19 protein-coding genes and 2 riboswitches are annotated in these 23,410 nt (G+C 64.0%); of the genes, 7 read left to right on the top strand and 12 right to left on the bottom strand.

The window, feature by feature from the left end:
* Positions 1-175: 175 nt before the first annotated feature.
* The gene (locus tag AC1Z32_RS37850) at positions 176-2,914 is read left to right on the top strand and encodes a winged helix-turn-helix domain-containing protein (protein WP_483483972.1); all 2,739 of its coding nucleotides are present in this window, start codon (positions 176-178) and stop codon (positions 2,912-2,914) included.
* A gap of 28 nt (positions 2,915-2,942) precedes the next feature.
* Here AC1Z32_RS37850 and phaZ read toward each other — a convergent pair whose 3' ends face one another.
* The 5 genes from phaZ to AC1Z32_RS37875 all read right to left on the bottom strand — a co-directional run bounded on the left by phaZ (position 2,943) and on the right by AC1Z32_RS37875 (position 8,152).
* Entirely contained in the window at positions 2,943-3,785 is an 843-nt protein-coding gene (phaZ, locus tag AC1Z32_RS37855; RefSeq protein ID WP_483483973.1) for a poly(3-hydroxyalkanoate) depolymerase, read from the bottom strand.
* A gap of 36 nt (positions 3,786-3,821) precedes the next feature.
* Positions 3,822-4,223: a phasin family protein gene (locus tag AC1Z32_RS37860; protein WP_483483974.1), complete on the bottom strand. Its 402-nt coding sequence runs from the start codon at positions 4,221-4,223 to the stop codon at positions 3,822-3,824.
* Between the two features lie 70 nt (positions 4,224-4,293).
* Positions 4,294-6,000, bottom strand: coding sequence for an alpha/beta fold hydrolase (locus AC1Z32_RS37865; protein WP_483483975.1), 1,707 nt, complete (start codon positions 5,998-6,000; stop codon positions 4,294-4,296).
* 21 nt (positions 6,001-6,021) lie between these two features.
* On the bottom strand, positions 6,022-6,486 hold the full coding sequence (locus tag AC1Z32_RS37870; protein ID WP_483483976.1) for a MaoC family dehydratase: 465 nt from the start codon (positions 6,484-6,486) through the stop codon (positions 6,022-6,024).
* Between the two features lie 22 nt (positions 6,487-6,508).
* Complete coding sequence (locus AC1Z32_RS37875; RefSeq protein WP_483483977.1) at positions 6,509-8,152, bottom strand: fatty acid--CoA ligase; 1,644 nt, start codon at positions 8,150-8,152, stop codon at positions 6,509-6,511.
* Between the two features lie 382 nt (positions 8,153-8,534).
* Between AC1Z32_RS37875 and AC1Z32_RS37880 the strand changes: the two genes are divergently transcribed.
* Both AC1Z32_RS37880 and AC1Z32_RS37885 read left to right on the top strand, forming a co-directional pair.
* Positions 8,535-9,536: a hypothetical protein gene (locus AC1Z32_RS37880; RefSeq protein ID WP_483483978.1), complete on the top strand. Its 1,002-nt coding sequence runs from the start codon at positions 8,535-8,537 to the stop codon at positions 9,534-9,536.
* 10 nt (positions 9,537-9,546) lie between these two features.
* Entirely contained in the window at positions 9,547-9,777 is a 231-nt protein-coding gene (locus tag AC1Z32_RS37885) for a hypothetical protein (RefSeq protein ID WP_483483979.1), read from the top strand.
* Positions 9,778-9,878: 101 nt separating this feature from the next.
* On the opposite strand, the gene AC1Z32_RS37890 is transcribed toward AC1Z32_RS37885, so the two are convergent.
* Both AC1Z32_RS37890 and AC1Z32_RS37895 read right to left on the bottom strand, forming a co-directional pair.
* Positions 9,879-11,132, bottom strand: a complete 1,254-nt coding sequence (locus AC1Z32_RS37890) for a D-amino acid dehydrogenase (RefSeq protein ID WP_483483980.1) — start codon at positions 11,130-11,132, stop codon at positions 9,879-9,881.
* Between the two features lie 69 nt (positions 11,133-11,201).
* Positions 11,202-11,303, bottom strand: a riboswitch (glycine riboswitch).
* Positions 11,304-11,306: 3 nt separating this feature from the next.
* Positions 11,307-11,400: riboswitch (glycine riboswitch) on the bottom strand.
* Positions 11,401-11,466: 66 nt separating this feature from the next.
* Positions 11,467-12,441: a LysR family transcriptional regulator gene (locus AC1Z32_RS37895; RefSeq protein ID WP_483483981.1), complete on the bottom strand. Its 975-nt coding sequence runs from the start codon at positions 12,439-12,441 to the stop codon at positions 11,467-11,469.
* A 101-nt stretch (positions 12,442-12,542) separates the two neighbouring features.
* On the opposite strand from AC1Z32_RS37895, the gene speB reads away from it, so the two are divergent.
* The 4 genes from speB (at position 12,543) to betA (ending at position 18,426) form a co-directional block, all read left to right on the top strand.
* Positions 12,543-13,517 (top strand): agmatinase, encoded by a 975-nt coding sequence (speB, locus tag AC1Z32_RS37900; RefSeq protein ID WP_483483982.1) that lies wholly within the window; start codon positions 12,543-12,545, stop codon positions 13,515-13,517.
* 83 nt (positions 13,518-13,600) lie between these two features.
* Complete coding sequence (locus AC1Z32_RS37905; protein ID WP_483483983.1) at positions 13,601-15,109, top strand: aldehyde dehydrogenase family protein; 1,509 nt, start codon at positions 13,601-13,603, stop codon at positions 15,107-15,109.
* A gap of 46 nt (positions 15,110-15,155) precedes the next feature.
* Positions 15,156-16,685 carry a purine-cytosine permease family protein gene (locus AC1Z32_RS37910; RefSeq protein WP_483483984.1) on the top strand — a complete coding sequence of 510 codons (1,530 nt, stop codon included), beginning with the start codon at positions 15,156-15,158 and terminating at the stop codon, positions 16,683-16,685.
* Between the two features lie 49 nt (positions 16,686-16,734).
* Positions 16,735-18,426, top strand: coding sequence for a choline dehydrogenase (betA, locus tag AC1Z32_RS37915; RefSeq protein WP_483483985.1), 1,692 nt, complete (start codon positions 16,735-16,737; stop codon positions 18,424-18,426).
* A gap of 42 nt (positions 18,427-18,468) precedes the next feature.
* On the opposite strand, the gene AC1Z32_RS37920 is transcribed toward betA, so the two are convergent.
* The 5 genes from AC1Z32_RS37920 to AC1Z32_RS37940 are packed head-to-tail and all read right to left on the bottom strand — an operon-like array spanning position 18,469 to position 23,258.
* Positions 18,469-19,737, bottom strand: a complete 1,269-nt coding sequence (locus AC1Z32_RS37920; protein WP_483483986.1) for an NAD(P)/FAD-dependent oxidoreductase — start codon at positions 19,735-19,737, stop codon at positions 18,469-18,471.
* Between the two features lie 31 nt (positions 19,738-19,768).
* On the bottom strand, positions 19,769-21,067 hold the full coding sequence (locus tag AC1Z32_RS37925; protein ID WP_483483987.1) for an NAD(P)/FAD-dependent oxidoreductase: 1,299 nt from the start codon (positions 21,065-21,067) through the stop codon (positions 19,769-19,771).
* Positions 21,064-21,807 (bottom strand): amino acid ABC transporter ATP-binding protein, encoded by a 744-nt coding sequence (locus tag AC1Z32_RS37930; RefSeq protein ID WP_483483988.1) that lies wholly within the window; start codon positions 21,805-21,807, stop codon positions 21,064-21,066. The genes AC1Z32_RS37925 and AC1Z32_RS37930 overlap by 4 nt, the downstream gene beginning before the upstream one ends.
* Complete coding sequence (locus AC1Z32_RS37935; RefSeq protein WP_062605775.1) at positions 21,804-22,463, bottom strand: amino acid ABC transporter permease; 660 nt, start codon at positions 22,461-22,463, stop codon at positions 21,804-21,806. Before AC1Z32_RS37935 ends, AC1Z32_RS37930 begins: the two co-directional genes overlap by 4 nt.
* A gap of 36 nt (positions 22,464-22,499) precedes the next feature.
* A complete protein-coding gene (locus AC1Z32_RS37940) occupies positions 22,500-23,258 on the bottom strand; it encodes a substrate-binding periplasmic protein (protein ID WP_483483989.1) in 759 nt (252 codons plus the stop codon).
* Positions 23,259-23,410 lie beyond the last annotated feature (152 nt).

The following is a 23,410-nucleotide window of genomic DNA, read 5'->3' on the forward strand; positions in this document are numbered from 1 at the left end:
GGCCGCCGGAGCGGTGAAACGGTGCGCTGGACCGCAACCCGGCCGCACGTCGATCTCCGCAATGCAATTCATGGTGACTCAGCGTGACCGTCCGCAATATCCCCCGTATAGGGGAGCGCGATTCGCACGGGCGGCGGATCGCAGCCAGGGTCGATCCGAGTGCCACTAACCGCCGATGAATGTGACCGAATCCATAGCGCCAGTCAGGCCATCCGTGCTTCTCGCGACGAAGCTCCTTCCGCCGCGCCTCGCCGCCGGGCTGATCGATCGCCCGCGGCTCGTCGGGCTGGCGGCGCTTGCCGAGAACAAGCGGCTCACCGTCATCAAGGCGCCGGCCGGCTTCGGCAAGACATCGCTCGCGCTCGCCTGGCTCGAACGTCTGCGCGAACGCGGCGCGCTGGTGCCCTGGCTCTCGCTCGATCCCGACGACGACGAACCCGCGCGCTTCCTGCACCATCTCGCGCAGGCGTTGCGGCAGGCTTGCGGCAACGTCGGCGCATCGGTGATCGGGCTAACCGCGGAGGTCTCGCTCGTTCCCGCGCAGTCCATCGTCGCGACGCTCATCAACGAACTGGTCGACGTGGAGGACGAGGTCTATCTCTTCCTCGACGACTATCACCTCATCAGTCTTCCCGCCATTCACGAGGTCGTCGCGTTCTTCATCGAGCGCATGCCGCCGCATGTGCATCTCGTGATCTGCACGCGCGCCGATGCGACGCTGCCACTCGCGCGCCTGCGGGCAAGGAACGAACTGCTGGAAATCGACGCATCGGCGCTGCGCTTCGACTTCGATGAAACGCGCTGCTTCATCGAACGCGAATGTCCGGGCGGGCTCGAAACCGCCGCCGTCAAGTCGCTGTTCGCCCGCACCGAGGGCTGGGCCGCCGCGCTGCGCATTTCGGCCTCGGTGCTGACACGCGAAGACCGCGGCCAGAGCGCGGGCGCGGGCGTGCCCTCCGGCGCGGCGCGGCCGTTCGCCGCCTATCTCGAGGAGATCCTGACGCATCTGCCTGCGGAGATCGTCGGATTCATGTTGCGCACGGCGATACTCGAACGCCTGAGCGCGCCGTTGTGCGAGGCGGTGACGGGGGCCGCCAACGGCCAGCGCATGCTGGAGACGATCGCGGCGCGCCAGCTTTTGCTGGAGCCGATGGATATCGAAGGGCAATGGTTCCGCTATCACCATCTGATGCGCGACTACCTGTGCAGACGGCTCGAAACGCAGTTTCGCGACGAAGTGCCGGACCTGCACCTCCGCGCCTGCCGATGGTACGCGCAACAGGAACAATGGACGGATGCGGTCCGGCACGCGATCGCCGCCGGCGCGATGGACGACGCCCTCTCGCTGATGGGCCGCTGCGCGATGTCGCTCGTCATGAAAGGCGATCTGCTCACGCTGCTGGGATGGCAGCGTCACTTCCCCGCGCATCTGATGCGCGAACAGGTGCAGGTGAGGCTGGCGATCGCGTGGGGCATGGCGCTGGCTCTGCGCTTTTACGATGCGCTCGCCATGGTCGATGCGCTCGAGCACGACGCCCCCGGCCACGCGGACGCCGAGGCCGAACGCATCCGCTGGGAATGCGCGGCGATCCGCGCGGTGGTGTGCGCCGTGCAGGACGATCCGCAGCGCGCGCTCGCGATGGCGCAGAGCTGTCTCGAGCGGCCATCGTCCGATGCCTGGACCACCAATGTCCTCTCCAATGTCGTGCGCTTCGGGCACTGGAAGGCGGGCCGTCTCGAAGCGCTCTACGCGACGCCCTGGATTCCCGATTCGATCGAGGACGACAAGCGCAACGTGTTCTCGTCGGTGTATCGGCTGTGCCTGCTCGGACACGCGGAAATGCAGCAGATGCATTTCGATCTCGCCGAGCAGTACTTCACGAAGTCGATGTCTCTGGCCGAACGCTATCTGGGCCCGCAGTCCATCTCCGCCGCGTTGTGCGCGCCGATGGTTGCGCAGATCCGCTACGAGCAGGGCCGTTTCGACGATGCCGAAGCCATCCTCATCGACATGATGCCGGTCATCGATCTGGCGGTCATACTGGATAGCGCCCTGATCGCGTATCGCGTGCTCATTCGCATCGCCGTCGCGCGCGGGAATGCCGCGCACGCGTATGCGCTGCTCGAGCACGCTCAGGCGCTCGCTCACCGGCGAGGCTGGCCGCGCATGATCGCGGGCGCGCTCGTCGAACGCACGCGGCTGCATATCCGCGAAGGAAGGCTCACGGAAGCATCGGCGTGCGCCTCCCAGCTCGATGATCTCGCCGCGCGCGATACGCAATTCTCCCCGCCCGTCTCGGCGGAAATCGAAAACTACCGCGCGCTCGCCAAGGCATGTGTCGCGATGGCGCGCAACCAGAACGACGAAGCGATCGAATGGCTGAGCGCCGCACGCGACAGGGCCGAGCAGCGTCACAACGACTACCTCTCCCTGCGCTTGCGCACCGTGCTCGCGCTCGCGTGCGCGGGAGCGGGCAGAACCCGCGATGCCGTCGATGCCTTCAGGGAGGTCGTGAAGATCGCAGCGACCACGGGCATCTATCAGTCCATCCTCGACCAGGGACCGTCGATCGGGCCCCTGCTGCAGGCCATTCGCGACGACATGCGCGCCACCAGCCAAACGCGCGACGTGGTCAATTACATCGATCGGCTGCTCGATGGCTGGCGCGCGCTTTATCAAGCCGACAGCAAACCGCCGCGCGAAGCCGAACGCGAGCCGTTGAGCGCGAGGGAACGCGGCATCGTCGAGTTGATCGCGCAGGGGCTTTCGAACAAGGAGATCGCGCGCGATTTAGGCATCGCGCCGGAAACGGTGAAATCGCATGTGAAGAGCATCTTCGTGAAGCTGTCGGTCGACAAGCGCGCGCATGCCGTCGCGCGCGCGCAGGCGCTCGGGCTCGTGCGGTCTGGCTAGCGCCGAACGACGCGCGCCACGGCGCTGCTCAATCCCCTTTGCGACGAAGAAACGCGCGCACGACGGGCGCGACTTCCTGCGCTCGCGTGATGAGAAACAGATGGCCGTCGTCGATGACATGGAGCGACGCATCGCGGATGCGCGCCGCGAGCATCTTCGCGTTCGACAGCGGCACGATGGGATCATCGTTGCCGTGCATGACGAGCGTCGGCTGACGCAATGTGCAGAGCCAGTGCAGACTGGTCCATCCCCATGCGGCCAGCAGCTGATACAGGTAACCCCGCCCGCGCGGCGGCTGGATATGGCGGCTGTGAGCTTCGAGCAACGCCGGATCGCGGCGATACGCGCCCCCATAAATGTCGGGGCCGACACGTTGCAGATAAGCCGGATCGGTATAACGGCGCGGACCGATCAGCTTCGACAGCACCGATAGTCGGGCGGGCACCATGAGGACACCCGGCGAAGTCGCCGCGAGGATCAGTCTGCGGCAGCGCTCGGGATTCTGCCGCGCGAACTGCTGCGCGAGCGCGCCACCCCACGACACCCCGAGCACGTCGACAGGTCCGTCATGCCCGAGCCGCCGCAGGAGCTTGTCGGCGAGAACGGAGAGCGTCGAGAACCGATACGGCGCGAGCGGTGCGGGCGAACCGCCGACGCCGGGAATATCGAAGATGATCACGCCCACGTCCTGCAGCGCATCGACGAACGGCTCGACGAGTTCCAGATTCGCGCCGATGCCGTTGAAGATGAGAAGCGGCGGAGAAGCATCGCTGCCGTGCCGCACGCCAACGCGCACGATCTGCCCATCCAGATCGACCAGTTGTGTTTGCATGCTGCTGACGGATTCGGGGCTTTGTTTCGTTTCGTTCATCACACCTCTCCTCGCGACACGCCGGGTCGCCATGCGTTACTTTCGGGACTGCAGAAGCGCCTTCCACTCCTCGACGTTTTCCGCGACGCGCTTCGAGATCACGGCGATGCTGTCGGCCTGCGCGCGATACGCTGTATCGGCAAGTTCGCGGACGTCCGACAGCATCGTGCGCGCGTTCTCTTGAACCTTGGATTCCTCCGGGTCCTTCTGTCGCGCGATCATCGACTGGACACGCATGATTCGCGCGTTGACGATCTCCACCTGCTTCTGGCCGAGCGACTGAAGGCCCGCCAGCGCAGTCGTGTTGGCGGCCGCGAGCGCTTCGATATCCTTGCGGCGCGATTCGAGCATCGCGTTCACGTCGAGGCGGGGCAGCCTGAGCTGCGTGATGAAGCCGAGGTAATCGGCGATGAGGCTCTTCGGACGAGTCGTTTCCATGAGCGTTGCTCCTTTGAGAGAAAATCGGATCGATTGAATATCGGCCGCGATACGGCGCGTCATTCGTGCATCAGGCTTCCAGCACGTAGGTTCCGGGCGCTGCCGCCAGCGGCGCATACCGCCGGTTGCCGGGCTTCGACGGCGCGGCACGCCGTTCGCCCGAACGCGCAGCCAGCCAGTCGCGCCAGTTGTTCCACCACGAGTCGTTCTCGGCTTGCGCGCCGGCGAGCCAGGCGTCGGCGTTCGCGGGTAGCTCGCGGTTGAGATAGAACTTCGCCTTTGGATTGCCCGGCGGATTGATGAGGCTCTGAATGTGGCCGCTCGAACTCAAGACGAAGCGCGTGTCGCCGCCGAAGAGCCGCGCCGAATCGTAGACGCCCTTCCACGGCGTGATGTGATCGGTGATGCCGGCCACGACATACTTGTCGCAGGTCACGTCCGTCAGGTCGACAGGCGTGCCCAGCACGCTCAACGCGCCCGGCTTCGAAAACAGGTTATCCGTGAAGATGTCGAGAAGCTGGCCATGCAGCTTCGCGGGCAGGCGCGTCGTGTCGTTGTTCCAGTACAGGATGTCGAACGCGGGCGGCGTCTTGCCCAGCAGGTAGTTGTTGACCCAGTAGTTCCAGACCAGATCGTTGGGCCGCATCCATGCGAACACACGGCCCATTTCCTCGCCCGCCAGTACGCCCCGGACCATGCTGCCCTGCTTGGCCGCCGCAACCGCTTCGGGCGTCGCGAAAAGGCCGAGTTGCGAATCCGCCGTGCTGTCCAGCACGGCGACCATCAGCGTGGCCGCGTTGACCGACTTGATGCCCCGGCTTGCAAGATGCCCGAGCAAGGCTGAAATGGTCATCGCGCCGGAGCATGCGCCGTGCAGATTGATATCGTCGCTGCCCGTGATGGCGCGCACCGCCTCGATCGCTTCGAGCAATGCGCCGACGTAGGTATCGAGATCCCAGTGAGATTGCGCGACGGTGGGATTGCGCCAGCTCACCACGAACACCTGAAACTCGCTCTTCAGCAGATAATCGACGATGCTCTTGCCTTCCGACAGATCGAACACATAGAACTTGTTGATCTGAGGCGGCACGATCAGTTGCGGACGGCTATAGACGTGCCCGGTCGTCGGCGTGTACTGGATCAGCTCGAGCACTTCGTTGCGAAACACCACGGCGCCCCGCGACGTGCCGAGATTCTTTCCCACCTCGAACGCGGTCTTGTCGACCTGAGCCGGCATGCCCTGATTCGTCAGCATGTCGGTCATGATGTTCTTCATGCCGCCGATCAAACTCGCGCCGCCCGAATCGACGATCTTCTTGAGCGCCGCCGGATTGCCGAGCAGCGTGTTGGTCGGCGAAAGCGCGTCCGTGAAAAGCGACATCACGAACTGGGCGCGCTCCTTGTTTTTCGCATCCAGCGCACAGCGGTCGACGAACCCGGAAAGCGCGTCGCGCCATGCGAGATAGCCTTGCAGCGTCACGCGATAGAGGGAATTCTCGCGCCACGCGGCATCGCCGAACCGCTTGTCGCCCTGCGGCGGATTACTTTCCGCGCTTCCGCCCAGCGCGGCGATCAGATTCCGGACCAGCTTCGCTTCCTGCTCCACGACGAGCGCCGGTTGCCGCAATGCCTGCGCGCCGATCTGCTGCGCCGTCGCGAACACGTCGCAAGGACGCAGTCCCACGAATGGGTTCGGGCCCAACATGCCTTCCGCGGCGGAGGCCGCGACGTCGTCGGGCTGTTCGCCTCGCGACAGGTTTTCAGTGCTTACCGCCATTTTCCCGTTCCTCACATCCGTTCATGCGACCAGCATGGCGAGCGTCTCGGCGATCAGCGCCGGCTTGTCCTCGCCCTCGATCTGCAACTCGTTCATCGTCTTGACGATGACCCGGCCGCCGCCCTTTCTCTCCGCCGTCAGCAGCGTCACGCGGTTGCGCACGCGCGCGCCGGCTTTCACGGGCGTCATGAAGCGCACCTTGTCGAGCCCGTAGTTGAGCCCGGCGGATGCATCGCCCGGGATGACACCGATCTCGATCGCGAGCGCGGCGAGCAGCGAAAGCGTCAGATAGCCATGCGCGATGGTTCCGCCGAAGGGGCTTTCGCGCGTCGCACGCTCGACGTCGACGTGGATCCATTGCGTATCGCCCGTGCATTGCGCGAACGCGTCGATGCGCGCCTGGTCGACGACGACCCAGTCCGACACCCCCAGTTCGCAGCCGACGAAGGTTTCGATCGTCGCGATGCTGTATTCCTTGATGCTCATCGTGTTGTCTCCTCGTGAGCGGTCAGGCGAACTGCGCGCGCAGCCACTTCTTGTTCATCTTGCCGACGCTCGTTTTTTCGAGCGCATCGACGAACTTGACGATTTGCGGCACGGCGTACTTCGAGATGCGCCCGGACTCGCTGAATGTGAGCACGTGGCGTTTGATGTCGTCCTCGCCGATGCCGGCGTCGGCCTTGAGCACCACCAGCGCGACCGGCCGCTCGCCCCACTTCTCGTCGCTGATGCCGATGACGGCGACTTCGGCCACGCCCGGATGCATCGAAATGAGGCTTTCGATTTCGAGCGACGAGACCCATTCGCCGCCGGACTTGATCACGTCCTTGATGCGGTCGGTGATCTGGAGATTGCCCGTCGAGTCGATATTGGCGATGTCCTGGGTGTGCAGATAGCCGCCGCTCCACAGGTCGGCGGAGGCTTCAGGATTGTTCCAGTAGCCCTGCGTGAGCCAGGGCGCGCGCGCGACGACTTCGCCGTATGCCTTGCCGTCGTGGGCGACGTCCTTCATCTCCCCGTCGACGATGCGCAGGTCGACGAGCGGAATCGGCAAGCCGGTCTTGCAGCGCAGGCGCACCTGCTCATCCGTGTCGAGCGCTTCGGAGCCGGGCTTCAGTTGCGCGAGGCTCAGCACCGGACAGGTTTCCGACATGCCGTAGCCGGTGAAGACATCGATGCCGCGATCGAGCGCGGCGCGCGCGAGGCCGTGCGTCAGCGCCCCGCCTCCGATGACGACCTTCCATTTGCTGAAGTCGACGCTCTTCGATTCCGCGCAGCTCAGCAGCATGTGCAGGATCGTGCCGACGCAATGTGAGAACGTCACGCGTTCGTCGCGCAGGAGCCGGACGAGACGATCGGGCGCGTAACGGCCCGGATAGACCTGCTTCACGCCCATTGCCGTGGCGATGTAGGGCATGCCCCATGCGTGCACATGGAACATCGGCGTGAGCGGCATATAGACATCGCCGCGATGGAAGCGCTGCCCGGACTCGGGGCTCGACAGGGCCGCCATCAGCGTGATCGTGTGCAGAACGAGCTGGCGATGCGAGAAATAGACACCCTTGGGCAGTCCCGTCGTGCCCGTGGTGTAGAACGTGGTCGCGCGGGTGTTTTCGTCGAAGTCCGGAAAATCGCAATGGTCCGGACTCGCGGCGAGCATTGCTTCGTATTCGGTGGCGAACGGAATCGAATGCGCGCAGACTTCGCTGCCGGCTTCGTCGATCCAGACGAAGGTTCGCACCGTTTCGAGCTGGTCTCGAATGGCCTCGATGACCGGCAGAAAATCGGTGTGGACGAACAGTATCTCCGCGCCGGCGTGATTGATCGTGTAAGCGATCTCGTCGTGCGAAAGACGCACGTTGACCGTCTGCAGGATGGCGCCCATCATCGGAACCGCGAAATAGCATTCGAGGTAGCGGTGACTGTCCCAGTCCATCACCGCGACGGTGCTGCCGTGCTGCGCGCCGAGCCCTGCGAGGCCATTGGCGAGCCGCGCGATGCGCTCGCGCAGCGTGGCGTAAGTCATCCGCATCGTTCCGCGGTACACGATCTCCTGATCGAGCGCCTGGGTAAATGGCGTGTGCAGCAGTTGCTTGATGAGCAATGGATAGGCGTAGGCCGAAGGCTCGGCGGCCTTCACGTCGTCCCGCATGGGAATCTCCTTTAATCCTGATATGAACCGCGGGAGGGACGTGGATCAATTTTTTTGTTCGTGTGGCGTCCTCCCGGTATGCGAATCTTCGGGGCGAACGCGCGCGCGGACTATCCCCTGAATGGGGGAGCGGGGGAGCGGCGGTGATGGGTTATGCCCGCGACCTTGAAGGGCGAGCGCTTGCGGATACGGTGGCGAAACGAGGTCGAAGCGGGGCATCACCGCACAGACCGGCTCGAGCAACGCCGTCCGTTGACGGAAGCGTGAGCCGTGCATGCTCTCGACGGTTGAATATGCATCGCGTCCAGTTTTGAGACACGTCAATCAGCGAACGACTGCCCTCTATTAGGATGAGCAATTCTGTTCAGATTCTGGAGGTGACATGTCGTTTCCCGAATGGGGGCATTCATACAACGCGCTATACGTGCCGCTGTCGCGATGGGACTGGCAATGCGCTTTGATGCCTGCCGGCGAAGTGAAAACGGAAGGCAGCTTCTGGTCGTCGCGGTCTTTCGAAGAGCGAGAAGAGAAAAGGAAAGGCCGGCAGAAGCAAATCGAGCAGGACAGGGAGGATTTTCAGCGCTTGTTCAGCGTTGACATCGACCGACGCGGAACCGCTGCGTCCTCCGACTTCAGGTATTACGCAGACTTCATACGCGATACCCTGCGGGCGTCGAGCTGGAACATGCCGCTCGATGGCGACGACATCACGCACTTGCTGCGCCGTGCCGTGCGTGATGGCCGTATCGTCCCCGCGATTGATCGCGCATGGCTCGGTGGACAGCGGGTTTTCAAACACTACGCACCGCAGCACTGGCCGCGCTATAGTGGCGGCGTTTCCTTCGCCGCGAGTACCGGCGGAGCGAGTGCGCCAGCGGGCCGATTCACAGGTCCGTTTGCTGCCTCTCGGTATGCGGCGGAGATGGTGCTAAATAACAGGCTCGCCAACGGTAACAGCATATTTGGTGGCAGCAGCAGCGGGGCGATTACTGGCGGTTTCGATTGGTTCGGCGCTACGGAAGCGGTCGCCGGAACCGCGCTCGGCGGCGCGGGTTCGGACGACGACAGCGGAGGCGATGCCACGCTCAGAAAATTCGGTAATACCGACGGTAGCGACGGCGGTTCGTTGCCTGGCGACGCGCAGCCGTTCGAGTATCAGTCGGACAGTATCGACAGCGAAGCGTTCGATGTCGCTGGAACCCATCGCGGCGACATGTATGCTTGCGACATCATTTCAATAGAATGTAAAGGCTCTGTGCTACGCGAATTTCCGAGTCAATATCTCGATTCGACATATAACGATATTCAGACCGACGCACGCGACGGCGTCAAGGATGCACGAAAGGCGCTCAAGCTCCTGAACGATAACCGCTTCAAAAAATAGGAAACGGACAATGTCTCATCCCTTGTTCACCTTGTTGCAAAAACTCGATTCTGCGAGGGTCGCCTATGCGCTCAGCCGCCATAGACCGGAAAGCATCCTCGTCTCAGTGACGGTTGTTGGTCAGCGCATCGAAATCGATGTATTCGACGACGGTCATATGGAAGTGTGTCGTTTCGTTGGTAATGAAGACATCGAGGGCGGCGAGGAATTGATCGATTCGCTCATCGACTTGGCTTCTTAGTAACCGTCGCTCGAATCGAAGGCTGAATTTCCAGCACCGCCATTGCCGCCGCTGCGGCGATTACGCGCGGCCCGCTTGCACGAGACCGCGCGTGCTTCACCTCATGCGGCGCGAGCCAACCCCGCAGCGCACTGTGACGAGTCCAACAAAATGGCATCCGCGATCGACTCCGCCGTCGCTGCCGACAACGTCCACCCGAGATGCCCGTGTCCCGTGTTGTAGTAGACGCCGGCCCGCTTGCCCTGCCCGACGCGCGGCAGCATGCTCGGCAACATCGGACGCAGGCCGGCCCACGGAATCACGCGCGCCGTCGACATCTCCGGGAACAGTTCACGCGTCCACGCGACGAGCGGCGCGATGCGATCGGCCCTGATATCGCGATTGAACCCGTTGATCTCCGCTGTCCCGGCCACGCGAAACCGGTCTGCCCCGAGGCGGCTCGTCACGATCTTCGCCTTGTCGTCGAGCAGGCTCACCCACGGGGCCGCCTGCCGGCTCTTCTCGTCATCCAGGCATACCGTGATCGAATAGCCCTTCACCGGATATACGTTCACATGGTCGCCGAGCATCCGCGCGAACTCGCGGCTTCTCACGCCGGCGCACACGACGATGCGATCGAACGCGCTTTCGGGCGCACCGTCGCCGTCATGCGTCCGGATATGGAAGCGTCCATCGCGCGTCTGGTCGATCGATGCGATCTCCGTGTCGTAGCTGAACTCGACCCCGTGCTTCACGCACGCTTGCGCAAGCCCGCGCGTGAACTTGTGGATGTCGCCGGTCGCATCCGAAGGCGTGAAGAAGCCGCCGTAAAACTCGCCGCGCAATGCCGGCTCGATCCGGCTGATTTCGCCCGCTTCGACCGCATGCCGGTCGAGTCCGCCTTCTCGCAGGAGCTCGTTGACCTTCGCGGCCGAATCGTAGTCCTTTTGGCTTCGATAGACATGCAGAATGCCGCGGCGCTCCAGATCGAAGTCGATATGCTCGCGCTCGGCGATCGCGTACAGATGGTTGCGCGCCGCAAGTGCCAGGCGCACGGTCTCGATGGTGTTTGCGCGGTAGTTCCCGATCTGTCGGAGGAACTCGCCCATCCATGAATACTTGTGCCAGGAAGGCGACGGATTCAGGAGCAAGGGCGCATCGCGCGTGAGCATCCAGCGCAGTCCCTTCACGACGGTGGCCGTGTGATTCCAGACTTCCGCGTTGCTGACGGATAGCTGGCCGCCGTTGGCAAAGGACGTTTCCATCGCCGCATAGCGATGACGTTCGAAAACGGTGACGTCGAAGCCGCGGCGAGCGAGGGCGTAAGCGGTCGTGACGCCGGTGATCCCGGCGCCGATGATGGCGATTCTTGACATGACATGGTCCAGATTGTGTTGAGCATGTGCCGGCTCGACGCGATATGCGTCATGTCCGGCTCCTGCCCCATCTGTCCATGTACCTGAGAGTTTCGATCCTGCCTGGCCGCCCTTGTGTGGCGCCCTGACCGGAAATCCCCTTCGGTGGGCGCAGCGCGCCTCTCTCCAGATCGTTCCTGCGGCGCGGTCCTTGGGCCTGAGAGTTTCCGGGGCGGTTGCTCCGTCGGCGCCGTCATCGTCTGATGACAGTCTCTCCCGCGCTGCATTTGAGAACATCCGCACAATAACGTTACGAATTAACGCGCGCAAGTGCTATTTGCGAGAAGTCCGCGCGTCAGGACCCGGCCGAGGCCGGCCGCAACGCCTCGTGGCACGCCTGCAGATCGGCCATGAATACCTTCAGGATCGATGGCATGGCCGCGCCCCGCCGCGTGATCGCGCAGAACGGCCAGATGCCGCCATAGCGCTCCGCGCAGATCCGGCGCATGTCGCCGCTCTCGACCCAGCGCAGCGCGTAGTGATTGGGCAGAAATCCCACATACGTGCCCGACAGGATGAGGATCGCCTGCGCCTCGACATTGTCGACGGTGGCCGCCGCCTTGCTCGCGCTCAACATGCGCAGATCGTGCTGCTGGAAATAGCCCCGCGCGACGATCCGGCTCTCGGCGATCATCTCCGAGGACACGTCGGCATCGAACGCGCGCCCATAGAGCGGATTGCCCTTGCCGCAATAGAGGCCGTCCGGTTCGACATAAAGCTCGTCGTAGCTCAGGCCCGGCACGTGAATCGGAAAATGGCCGATCGCCACATGGAGCCGGCCGTCCAGCACGCGCTCTTCCAGCTCGGCGGGCGAGCCCACATAGACGTCCACATGCACATCGTGTCCCCGCGACACGAACTTCTGCAGCGCATTCGGCAGCGGCGATGTCTTGTCGGAAACCGTGTTGTCGATGGTCCCGAGGTAGAGCTTTCCCGAAATGTGCTTCTTGAGCGCGTCGGTATCCATGCAGAACGCCTCCACGGCGATCTGCAGCCGCTGCGCCGCTTCGTAGGTCGCGATGCCATGCTCGGTCAGCCGGAAGCCGCTGCGCCCGCGTTCGCACAGCTTGAGCCCGAGCCGGGTTTCGAGCGTGGTCATCTGCTCGCTGATCGTCGACTGGCTGACGTTCAGGCTCGCCTGCGCAGCGGAAAAGCCGCCGCATCGCACCACGGCCATGAAAACCCGCAACAGCTTGAGGTCCACGTCCTGCAACTGGGTCATCGTTCGCGCCTCCATGCGCCGTTGCTTCGGAAATTCCGATATGAACATCCGATACTCGTGATTTTCATGCCCGCCGCTCCTGTCCATAGTCTCTCAAAACAACGCGCAGGCTCAACCTGCGGTCCACCCAGACAGAACAGGAGATGCAGATGCAGGGCAACAGCTATGAATCCGGGCGACTCAACCTGCCGTTCGTCGGCCATTGCACGTTCGCGAAGTCGCCGGTGTGCCTCGACTGGAACCGGATCGACGCCGATGTGGCGATCCTCGGCGCGCCGAACGACATGGGCACGCAATGGCGCTCCGGCGCGCGCTTCGGGCCGCGCAGCATTCGCGAGGCGTCGACGCTGTTTTCGTTCGGCCATGCGGGCGCCTACGACCACGAAGACGACGTGCTGTATCTGAGCCGCGACCAGTTGCGCATGGTCGACGTGGGCGATGCCGACATCGTGCATACCGACATGGCGAGCAGCAACGCGAACATCGAGCTTGCCGTGCGCAAGATTCTCGCGTGCGGCGCGATGCCCATCACGCTGGGCGGCGACCATTCGATTCACGCGCCGGTAATCAAGGCGTTCGAAGGAAAAGGACCGATCCATATCATCCACTTCGACGCGCATCTGGACTTCGTGGACGAGCGTCACGGCGTGCGCTACGGGCACGGCAATCCGCTGCGGCGCGCATCCGAGATGGCGCATATCGTCGGCATGACGCAGCTCGGCATTCGCAACGTGTCGTCGTCGAACCGTGACGACTATGACGCGGCGCGCCGTGCCGGCTCGGAGATCCTGTCGGTGCGCGACGTGCGCCGGCTCGGAACGGAAGGCGTTCTCGCGCGGATTCCCGAAGGCGCGGCCTACTATATAACCATCGACATCGACGGTTTCGACCCCTCCATCGCGCCCGGCACGGGCACGCCGAGCCACGGCGGCTTCCAGTACTACGAGGTGCTCGAGATCATCCAGGCGCTCGCCCGGCGCAGCCGCGGAAACATCGTAGGAATGGACCTCGTCGAAGTCGCGCCCGCCTACGACCCCGCCGGCGTCACGCCGATTCTCGCCGCTCAACTGCTGATGAATTCCATCGGCTTCATCTTTCACGAGCGCAGCAAGGCGAAGCGCTGAAAAGCGCGCCTGCAACCGGACGGTTCACATCGACATTCACGGGGCTCGACATCACGAAGCCCCGGATAAATCAGGAGACGACGTTGGATACCATTGTTCGCGATTACCTCGGGCGATTCGGCATTCAGGAGGCCACCGCGCGCTTTTTGAAGAAGCCGCAGAAAATGTTCATCGGCGGCGAGTGGGTGACGGGCGGCGCGGGAGAGACACTCGATGTGATCGAGCCGTCGACCACCGGCGTCATCACGCAGCTTCCGCTCGCCACCGCCGACGATCTCGACCGTGCGGTCCGCGCGGCGCGCAAGCAGTTCGACGGCGGCCCGTGGCGCAAGCTCAAGCCGCTGGAACGGGAGCGCATGCTGCATCGGCTCGCGGATCTGATCGAAGCCAACGCGACCGAGCTCGCGGAAATCGAATCGATCGACATGGGCAAGTCCGCCGCGCAGGCTCGCGATGTCGACGTGCAGGGCACCATCGACACGTTCCGCTACTTCGCCGGCTGGGCCTCGAAGCTGCACGGGCGCACCGTCGAGCCTTCGCTTCCGGGTGACTATGTCGCCTATACGCGCAAGGAGCCGGTCGGCGTGGTCGGCATCATCGTGCCGTGGAATTTTCCGCTGCAGACGATGGCGTGGAAGCTCGCGGCCGCGCTCGCCGTGGGCTGCACGGCGGTCATCAAGCCGGCCGAACTCACGTCGCTGTCGACGCTGCGCTTTGCCGAGCTCGTGCAGGAGGCCGGCATTCCGGAAGGCGTCGTCAATGTCGTGACGGGACGCGGCGCCGTGATCGGCGCGGCGCTCGCGCGTCATCCCGGCATCGACAAGCTCACCTTCACCGGCTCGACCGACGTAGGCCGCAACGTGGGACAGGCGGCCGTGCACGATATCCGCCGCGTGACGCTGGAGCTGGGCGGCAAATCGCCGGTGCTCGTGCTCGACGATGCGGACATCGACGCCGCCGCGCGCGCCGTCGCGAACGGCATGTTCTTCAACTCCGGGCAGGTGTGCGACGCCGGCACGCGCGTGTATGCGCAGCGCAAGATCCACGACCGCTTTCTCGCCGCGCTCATCGACTACACGCGCACGCTGAAGATCGCGCCGGGCCTCGATCCCGACTGCTTCATCGGCCCGCTGGTATCGGCGCTGCAGAAGGAACGCGTGAGCGCGTATATCGATACGGGACGGCGCGAAGGCGCGGAGCTCGTCTACGGCGGACGCAGGCGCGAAGAAGCCGGTTACTTCGTCGAGCCCGCGATCTTCGCGCATTGCCGCAACTCGATGAAGATCGTCCGCGAAGAGATCTTCGGACCCGTGCTCGTGACATCGCCCTTCGACGACCTCAACGAAGCCGTGCAGCTCGCGAACGACTCGCCCTACGGTCTCGCCGCGGCCATCTACTCGAACGATGTGAATCGCATCCACACGCTCGTGCCGCAACTGCGCGCGGGCAGCGTCTACGTGAACGCGCACAGCACGATCGACCCGGCGATGCCGTTCGGCGGATTCAAGGAATCGGGCTTCGGCAAGGACCTCGGGATGGAGCAGCTCGACCACCTGACGGAGACGAAAGCCGTCTGGATCACGCTGCACTGAGCGCCCCTCCCCTCTTACGGCATCAGCTTACTGATCGAGGTACGCGATGAAATCATATGAAAGCGCCGCGCACGCAAGCGCGAATTCGGCGGCGACGAGCGAGCACGGGGCGATAGAAGGTCATTCGATCGACTTCATTCCCGAGCACGAGCGAACGGACCGGCTGTCCCGTCAGGGACCTTTCTGGTTCCTCGGCAACTTCACCTTCTTCACGATGACGATCGGCTTCGTCGGACCGAGCGTCGGTCTCACGTCGTGGTGGACGACGGTCGCCGGCACGCTCGGCATCATGTTCGGGACGCTGTTCATGGCGTTTCACGGCTCGCAGGGTCCGCATCTCGGCTTGCCGCAGATGATCCAGTCGCGCGCGCAGTTCGGCTATCGCGGCGTGATTCTGGTGCTGTTCGCGACGTTGTTCGTCTTCGCGGGCTTCAACATCGTCAATCTCGTGTTGATGATGCAGGGCCTCAAGACGCTGTTCGGCTGGGATCCGTTCAGGATCGCGCTCGCGGTCACCGTGCCCGCGTCGATTCTTGCCGTGCTCGGCCACGACTGGATGCACCGCAGCTTCAAGTGGGCGCTTTATCTGTCGCTGCCGCTGTACGGGCTCGTGACTCTCGCGGTCCTGATGCACTGGGTTCATGACGTCCCGGCGCCGGCCCTGGCCGCGGGTGCAAGCGCGCCGGCACCGCTCGGCTTCAACTGGACGGGATTCATCGCCCAGTTCGCGGCGGCCGCGAGCTACAACATCGCCTACGCGCCCTATGTGTCCGACTACTCGCGCTATCTGCCGAAGAACACCTCGGGCAGCAAGCTGATCGCGGCGGTGTTCGTGGGCGCGTCGCTGTCGGGCGCGTGGATGATCGCCGTCGGCGGCTGGCTCGCGGATCACCTGCATGCGAGCGATGTGCTCGTCGCGCTCAACCAGGTCGGCAGCGATCTCGCGCCGGGACTCGGCAGCGTGGTCGTCGGCGTCACGATTCTCGCGTTCCTGCCTGTCATCGCGATGAACATCTATAGCGCGAAGCTGACGGCCATCACCGGGGTCGATTCGTTCAGGAAGATCCGTCCGACGGCCAGGACACGCATCATCGCGGTGCTCTTCGTCGTGTGCCTGCAGCTCGGCGTGGCGTTGAGCATCTACACGTCGGGCAAGGGTTTGTCGGTGCTGAACATCTATCTCGTCGTGATGCTGTACTTCCTCGTGCCGTGGACGGCGGTCAACCTCACCGACTATTTCTTCGTCCGCAAGGGCCGCTATGCGATCCCGCACTTCTTCATGCCGCACGACAGCGTGTACGGCGCGTGGGGCGGGCGCGGCCTGATTTCCTATGCGATCGGCTTCGCGGCGATGATCCCCTTCTTCTGCATCTTCGATGGTCAGGACGCGGTCTATGTCGGTCCGCTCGCACGGGCAATCGGCAGTGTCGATCTCGCATGGCTGGTCGGGCTGCTCGTCTCGGGCATCGCGTACTTCGTGCTCGCACGCTCGCTCGACATGCGAAAGGAAGAGGCGGTGATCGACCACATCGAAAGGACGCTGCCCCAGTACACGACAGGCGACAAGCGCTTCTAACCCGGCGCGTCATCCACGAATGCGAAACAGCAAGAGATCAGGAAACGATATGTCCACCGATCAATACGATTACATCATCGTCGGCGCGGGTTCGGCCGGATGCGTGCTGGCCAACCGGCTCACCGAAGACCCCTCAGTGCGCGTGCTGGTGCTGGAGTATGGCGGCAGCGATCGCAGCATCATCATTCAGATGCCGAGCGCCTTCTCGATGCCGATGAACACGAAGAAGTACAACTGGAAGTACGAAACCGCGCCGGAACCTCATCTCGACGGACGCCAGCTGCATTGTCCGCGCGGCAAGGTGCTGGGCGGGTCGTCGTCGATCAACGGCCTTGTCTATATTCGCGGCCACGCATACGACTTCGACGAATGGGAATCGCTCGGCGCGCGCGGCTGGGGCTACGCGAACTGCCTGCCGTATTTCCGGCGCGCGGAGAACTACAAGTTCGGCGGCGATGAGTACCGCGGCGGGAACGGACCCTTGTCGACGAACAACGGCAACAACATGCGCAATCCGCTTTACGGCGCATGGGTCGAAGCAGGCGCGCAGGCAGGCTACATCAAGACGGACGATTGCAACGGCCACATGCAGGAAGGCTTCGGCGCGATGCACATGACCGTCAAGGACGGCGTGCGCTGGTCCACCGCCAATGCCTATCTGCGACCGGCGATGACCCGGCCCAACCTGCATGTCGTGACCAATGCGATGACACGCCGGGTGCTGATCGAAGGCAAGCGCGCGGTCGGCGTCGTCTACGATCAGGGCGGCGTTACCCATACCGCGCGCTGCCGCGCCGAAGTGCTGATCTCGTCGGGGCCGATCGGCTCGCCTCATCTGCTGCAACGCTCGGGCATCGGACCAGCGGAAGTGCTGCGCCGCGCGGGCGTCGAAGTACTGCACGACCTGCCGGGTGTCGGAGAAAGCCTGCAGGATCACGCCGAGATCTACATCCAGTACGCGTGCAAGCAGCCGGTCTCGCTCAACAGCAAGATGGACCCGTTCAGCAAGTTCATGATCGGGCTGCGCTGGCTGCTGTTCAAGGACGGGCTCGGCGCCAGCAATCATTTCGAAGCGGGCGGCTTCATTCGCTCGGAAGCGGGCCTGCGGTGGCCGGACATCCAGTTCCATTTCCTGCCTGCCGCGATGCGTTATGACGGCGACAAGCCGCTCAAGGGGCATGGCTTCATGGTGCTCACCGGGCCCAACAAGCCGAAGAGCCGGGGCTACGTGCGCCTGAACGCCGCGGACCCTTACGTGCACCCCGAGATCCGCTTCAACTATCTGGAACGCGAGGAAGACCGCGAGGGATTCCGGCGCTGCGTGCGCCTCACGCGGGAAATCATCGGGCAGCCGGCGATGGACGCATTCCGCGATGTCGAGCTTGCGCCGGGGCCGGACGTTCAGACGGACGATGAGATCGACGCCTTCGTCCGGGCAAACCTGGAAAGCACGATGCACCCGTGCGGTTCGTGCCGGATGGGCGAAGACGCGATGGCGGTGGTGGACTCCGAACTGCGCGTGCGCGGCATGGAAGGGCTGCGCGTGATCGACTCGTCCGTCTTCCCGACCGAGCCGAACGGCAACCTGAACGCGCCCACGATCATGCTGGCGGAACGCGCCGCCGACCTGGTCAAAGGCGTCCGGACGCTCGACCCTTCGCACGCGGAAGTGGGGCTTGCGGAGGGCTGGGAAACACGGCAGCGCACCAGTGAGCCGAAACGCAAGCTGCATCACGTGTGAACGGTCAGAACGGGCGCCGGCCGAACCGGCGCCTGCCGCGTCTCACGCGTATCGGGCGAGACGGAATGGCTCGAGATCGACCGGCGGTGTGTCGCCGCGGATCAGCGCCGCGACGCACTCACCGACCGCCGGGCCGATGCCGAAGCCGTGCCCCGAAAAACCCGACGCCAGATAAAGCCCCGGAACATCGTGAAGCGGCCCGATGACCGGCATGGCATCGGGCGTCACATCGATGTAGCCGCCCCACGATTGCGCGATGCGCGCGCCCTTGAACACCGGAAAGCTTTCCCGCAGCCGCGTCCACGCCTGATCGATGCCCTTCGCGTACGGCAGCGGATCGAGCATCCGGCAGCGCTCGAACGGCGATTCGCGATCGGACGGAAAGCGCCGCGGGATCTTCCATTCCTCGACGAAGCGCTGGTTCAGGCGCACGCGCACGATCGACCGGTTCGCGATCCACGGACGAATGAACTTGTTCATCAACCGGAAGCTGTCCGGAACGAGTTCGCCGAGCGACGCGGAAAACTGCGAAACCGTATAGCCGCCGTCCGCGCGCTTGCGGCACGTGAAGTCCTTGGCGTTGATCGACACCGACATGCCCGCGTCGAACGGCGCCGTGCGCAGCACCGAGCCGCGCACCTTCAGTTGCGGAAACTCAACGCCGAAGTTGCCGCAAAACAGACGCGACCACGCGCCCGCCGCGACCAGCACGTTCTGCGCACGCACGCGGCCCGTCTCCGTGACGACCGCGCTCACGCGTCCCGCGCTGCTTTCGATGCCGCGCACCGCGCAATTTTCGACGATCGCCGCGCCGGCCTGACGCGCGAGCGCCGCGATGCCGGCCGTCGCTTGCGTCGGTTCGGCGACGCCGCAACTCGTGCTGTGCATCGCACCTGTCCACGCCCGCGCGCTTTGCGGCAACAACTGCTGCGCCGCGCGCTTGGTCAGGAATTCGGCCTTCGCGCCGTAGATCTTCGCGCTTTCGAACCAGCGCGCGTGATCGCTCGCATCGCGCTCGTTCTCCTGCAGATACAACAAACCGTTCTGCCGATAACCCACGTCGACCCGCTCCTGAATCTCGCGCCAGCGGCGATTGGCGAGCAGCGCGAGCGGCACTTCGGGCATGTCGCGCGACAGCGTGCGCACCCATCCCCAATTGCGCGACGACTGCTCGCACGCGAGCGTGCCTTTCTCGAAGAGCGCCGTGCGCACGCCCGCTTTCGCGAGCCAGTAAGCCGTGCTGACGCCGATGATTCCGCCGCCGACGATGGCCACATCCACCGGATCGAGCGCCTCTGCCATTGTGTTCATGTCCTGTTTCGAGTGCGATGGACGCCGCGCTTCACGCGGGATGACCGAGCGCATCGCGCAGCCTGTACCAGCTGATCGCGAGCGCGGCGCCGAGCTGGCGCGCGGGATAAAACGGAATGCGGCTCACCGGCGTCACCGGAAAATCGAGCTCGCCGGCGGGCACGCCGTTGATCGCGTCCGACAGCACGCGGCCGAGCGCGGTCGCCATCGCAACGCCACGTCCGCAATAACCGTAGGCCGTCCAGATCCCCGGCGCGAGCTCGTGCACGCGCGGCAGATCATCGACTGTCATGCCGACGCGGCACGCCCAGCGATGCGCCCAGCGCACGCCTTCGAGCTGCGGAAAGCGCGCGATGGCGGCGGCGCGAAGCTGCTGCTCCGTCGCGGGATCGATGTGATCCGCCGCGCGTCCGCGTCCGCCGATCACGAAGCGGCCTTCCGGATCGATGCGGCAGTAATACGTGATCTTGCGCGTTTCGGAGATGCCCGCGCGGCGTGGCATCAGCGCCTGTTGCAGCGGCGCGGGCAACGGCTCGGTCGCGATCTGCGCGCTCGCGACGGTCACATACGATTGCGCCACCGATGGCCACAGCTGCCCGGTATAAGCATCCGTCGCGATGATGACCCGCCTCGCGCGCACCGTATGGCTGCCGACGTCGAGCATGACGCCGCCGCCGCGATGCTCGCGGATGCCGTCGACCGGCGAATGCTCGTAGAACGCGACGCCGCGCCGGGACGCCGCGTGCGCGAGTCCGCGCGCGTAGGCGAGCGGATGCACCGCGCCCGCCCGCCGTTCGACGAGACCGGCGGGCCAGAAGCGCGAGCCGGTTGCTTCGAACATGGCGTCGGCGCAGAGGTATTCGACATCGCCGCCGTGCGCGTTGATTTCACGCGCGCGCCGTTCGAGATAGCCGACCGACGCCTGCGAGAACGCGCCCTGAATCCAGCCGGTGCGTGTTGCGGCGCAATCGATCTGCAACGCGGAGACGAGATCGAACAGATAGTCGGCGTTGCCGTATGCGAAGCGCGTCATCCGCCCGGCGACATCGCGGCCGAAGCGATCGATGAGCGCGGTTGGCGTCGGCTTGAAGCCCGGCACGACCTGTCCGCCGTTTCGCCCCGATGCGCGATGCCCGACTTCGAACGCTTCGAACAGCGCAACCTGCCGTCCGGAGTCCGCGAGATGGTACGCCGCCGATAAACCCGTGAAGCCGCCGCCAATCACGGCGACATCGACCTCGATGTCTTCGCCGAGCGTCTTCGCGGGACTGCGCGCCGCCGCCGTGCTCGACCAGAGCGTGCTGGCCGGTTCGAATGCATCGCGCTTCATGATGTGAGCGACTCCGCGTGCGTGACGCGCTTGAGGAAGTCTCGCACGCGTTCGTTCTTCGGCTGCGTGAGCACGTCGCGCGACGGCCCTTGTTCGGCGATACGTCCGCCATCGAGAAACAGCGTGCGATCCGACACGCTGCGCGCGAAGTCCATTTCGTGCGTGACGACGACCATCGTCATGCCTTTGTCCGCGAGCGCGCGCATCACCGAGAGCACTTCGCCGACGAGCTCGGGATCGAGCGCGGACGTGGGCTCATCGAAGAGAATCGCTTCGGGCTCCATGGCGAGCGCCCGCGCAATCGCAACGCGCTGCTGCTGCCCGCCCGACAACTGACGCGGATAATGCTGCGTCTTTTCCGCGAGCCCGACGGACGCGAGCAGGTCTTTCGCGCGTTCCGTGGCTCGCGCAACGCTCTCGCCCTTCACGTGAACGGGACCTTCCATCACGTTTTCGAGCGCCGTGCGATGCGGGAACAGATTGAAACGCTGAAACACCATCGAGACGCGTTGACGGATCGCGTTGATCTGACGGCTTTTCGCATCGACGGGAACGCCATCGATCGTGATGCGGCCGCCGTCGTGTTGCTCCAGTCCGTTGATGCAGCGCAGAAGCGTGGACTTGCCCGAGCCCGAAGGCCCGATCAGACACACGACTTCGCCCTTCCTGATTTCCGCGTTGATGTCCTGCAGGACGACATGCGCGCCGTATGATTTGCGAAGATTCTCGATCTTGATCATTTGCCTTTCCCGAAGCGCCGTTCCAGCCGGCCGATGCCGTACATCATCGGCAAACTCATCACGAGGTAGATCAGCGCGACGAGCGTGAAAATCGTGGCGCTCTTGAACGTCGCCGATGCGATCAGCTTGCTTTGCATCGACAACTCGACGACCGTGATGACCGCGGTCTGCGACGAATCCTTCAGCATCATCACGACGTTGTTGCCATACGGCGGCAGCGCGATGCGAAACGCCTGCGGCAACACCACGCGGCGCATCAGCTTGAGCCGCGACATGCCGATGGATTGCGCCGCTTCGTACTGCCCGGAATCCACGGCGTCGATGCCCGCGCGAAACACCTCCGCCATATACGACGAATACGCGATGCCGAGGCCCAGCGCACCCGCCTGGAACGCGGTGAGACCCACGCCGATCTCCGGCATGACGAAGTACATGTAGAACAAGATGACAATGATCGGCACGCCGCGCAGCAGATTCGTCAGCACGCGGCTCGCATGCGCGAGCGCTGCGACGCCGCTCACGCGCAACAGCGCCCAGAAGAGGCCGAGCAGCGTAGCGATCACGAGCGCGGCGGCGGTAATGGCGATGGTCGTCAGCACGCCCTGCATGAGCACGGGCGCGAATTCGATCGCATCGCTCGCGAATGATTCGAACATCGGCGTATCCTGCGTTGCGCAATCAGTCGTTGCGGGTTAATGAGTGACGTTCCACTTCTTCAGGATCGCGTCGATGGTGCCGTCGGCCTTGAGCTTGGTGATGGCGGCGTCGAGCTGCGTACGATGCGCGTCGTCGCCCTTGCGCACGGCCAGCGCGATGTTCGTCGGCAGGGACGGCTTGTAGCTGTCGACATAGCGCACGCCGCTCACACCTTGCGTACGCACCTGATACGCGATGACCGGACCGTCGCCGATGGCCGCATCGAGACGATGCAGCTTCACGTCGCGCACGAGATCGGCCATGGTGTCGTACATCTTCACTTCCTTGACGCCGGGCGTGGCCTTCAGCGGATCGACATACAACGTGCCGATCTGCACGCCGACCGTCTTGCCTTTCAGTTCGGACAAGTTCGTGTAGTTGGTCTTGTCGCCATCGGGCACGATCAGGCCTTCGCCGTATTCGACGACGATCTGCGTGAAATCGACGACTTGCGCACGCTGCGGCGTCTTCGCGAACGCCGACGAAATCAGATCGATCTTGTCCGTCTGCAGCGACGGCACCAGCGACGCGAACGGTATCGGCGCGACGTTCGTCTTGTAGCCCGCTTCCTTGCCGACGGCGTCGGCGATATCGATCATCGCGCCGCGCAGCGTGTTGGTCTTCGGATCGAGGAAGTTGAACGGCACAGCCGTGGGCGTTGCGCCGACGCGCAACGGCGCGAGCTCCGCGTGCGCCACCGACAACGAGGCGGCGCACAACACGCCCGCCATCAACACATTCAGTTTTTTCAACATGGAATCCCCTTTTGGATGATTGGCGACGTGGCTCGTTTTTGCCGCGTCTCGTATCGCTAAACGATATGTATGTATCGCGCTTATATTCGTTATAACCGTCCATTTTTGTGCCGTCAACAAGGTAATCGCTTGAGCAATATCGCCTAAATATA

Source organism: Caballeronia sp. 11_S32, assembly GCF_056930355.1.

Excerpts from the sequence above, each read along its gene's own strand:
- AC1Z32_RS37850 (WP_483483972.1), top strand. The coding sequence starts at position 176 with ATGAATGTGACCGAATCCATAGCGCCAGTCAGGCCATCCGTGCTTCTC.
- phaZ (WP_483483973.1), bottom strand. The coding sequence starts at position 3,785 with ATGAACGAAACGAAACAAAGCCCCGAATCCGTCAGCAGCATGCAAACA.
- AC1Z32_RS37860 (WP_483483974.1), bottom strand. The coding sequence starts at position 4,223 with ATGGAAACGACTCGTCCGAAGAGCCTCATCGCCGATTACCTCGGCTTC.
- AC1Z32_RS37865 (WP_483483975.1), bottom strand. The coding sequence starts at position 6,000 with ATGGCGGTAAGCACTGAAAACCTGTCGCGAGGCGAACAGCCCGACGAC.
- AC1Z32_RS37870 (WP_483483976.1), bottom strand. The coding sequence starts at position 6,486 with ATGAGCATCAAGGAATACAGCATCGCGACGATCGAAACCTTCGTCGGC.
- AC1Z32_RS37875 (WP_483483977.1), bottom strand. The coding sequence starts at position 8,152 with ATGCGGGACGACGTGAAGGCCGCCGAGCCTTCGGCCTACGCCTATCCA.
- AC1Z32_RS37880 (WP_483483978.1), top strand. The coding sequence starts at position 8,535 with ATGTCGTTTCCCGAATGGGGGCATTCATACAACGCGCTATACGTGCCG.
- AC1Z32_RS37885 (WP_483483979.1), top strand. The coding sequence starts at position 9,547 with ATGTCTCATCCCTTGTTCACCTTGTTGCAAAAACTCGATTCTGCGAGG.
- AC1Z32_RS37890 (WP_483483980.1), bottom strand. The coding sequence starts at position 11,132 with ATGTCAAGAATCGCCATCATCGGCGCCGGGATCACCGGCGTCACGACC.
- AC1Z32_RS37895 (WP_483483981.1), bottom strand. The coding sequence starts at position 12,441 with ATGTTCATATCGGAATTTCCGAAGCAACGGCGCATGGAGGCGCGAACG.
- speB (WP_483483982.1), top strand. The coding sequence starts at position 12,543 with ATGCAGGGCAACAGCTATGAATCCGGGCGACTCAACCTGCCGTTCGTC.
- AC1Z32_RS37910 (WP_483483984.1), top strand. The coding sequence starts at position 15,156 with ATGAAATCATATGAAAGCGCCGCGCACGCAAGCGCGAATTCGGCGGCG.
- betA (WP_483483985.1), top strand. The coding sequence starts at position 16,735 with ATGTCCACCGATCAATACGATTACATCATCGTCGGCGCGGGTTCGGCC.
- AC1Z32_RS37920 (WP_483483986.1), bottom strand. The coding sequence starts at position 19,737 with ATGAACACAATGGCAGAGGCGCTCGATCCGGTGGATGTGGCCATCGTC.
- AC1Z32_RS37925 (WP_483483987.1), bottom strand. The coding sequence starts at position 21,067 with ATGAAGCGCGATGCATTCGAACCGGCCAGCACGCTCTGGTCGAGCACG.
- AC1Z32_RS37930 (WP_483483988.1), bottom strand. The coding sequence starts at position 21,807 with ATGATCAAGATCGAGAATCTTCGCAAATCATACGGCGCGCATGTCGTC.
- AC1Z32_RS37935 (WP_062605775.1), bottom strand. The coding sequence starts at position 22,463 with ATGTTCGAATCATTCGCGAGCGATGCGATCGAATTCGCGCCCGTGCTC.
- AC1Z32_RS37940 (WP_483483989.1), bottom strand. The coding sequence starts at position 23,258 with ATGTTGAAAAAACTGAATGTGTTGATGGCGGGCGTGTTGTGCGCCGCC.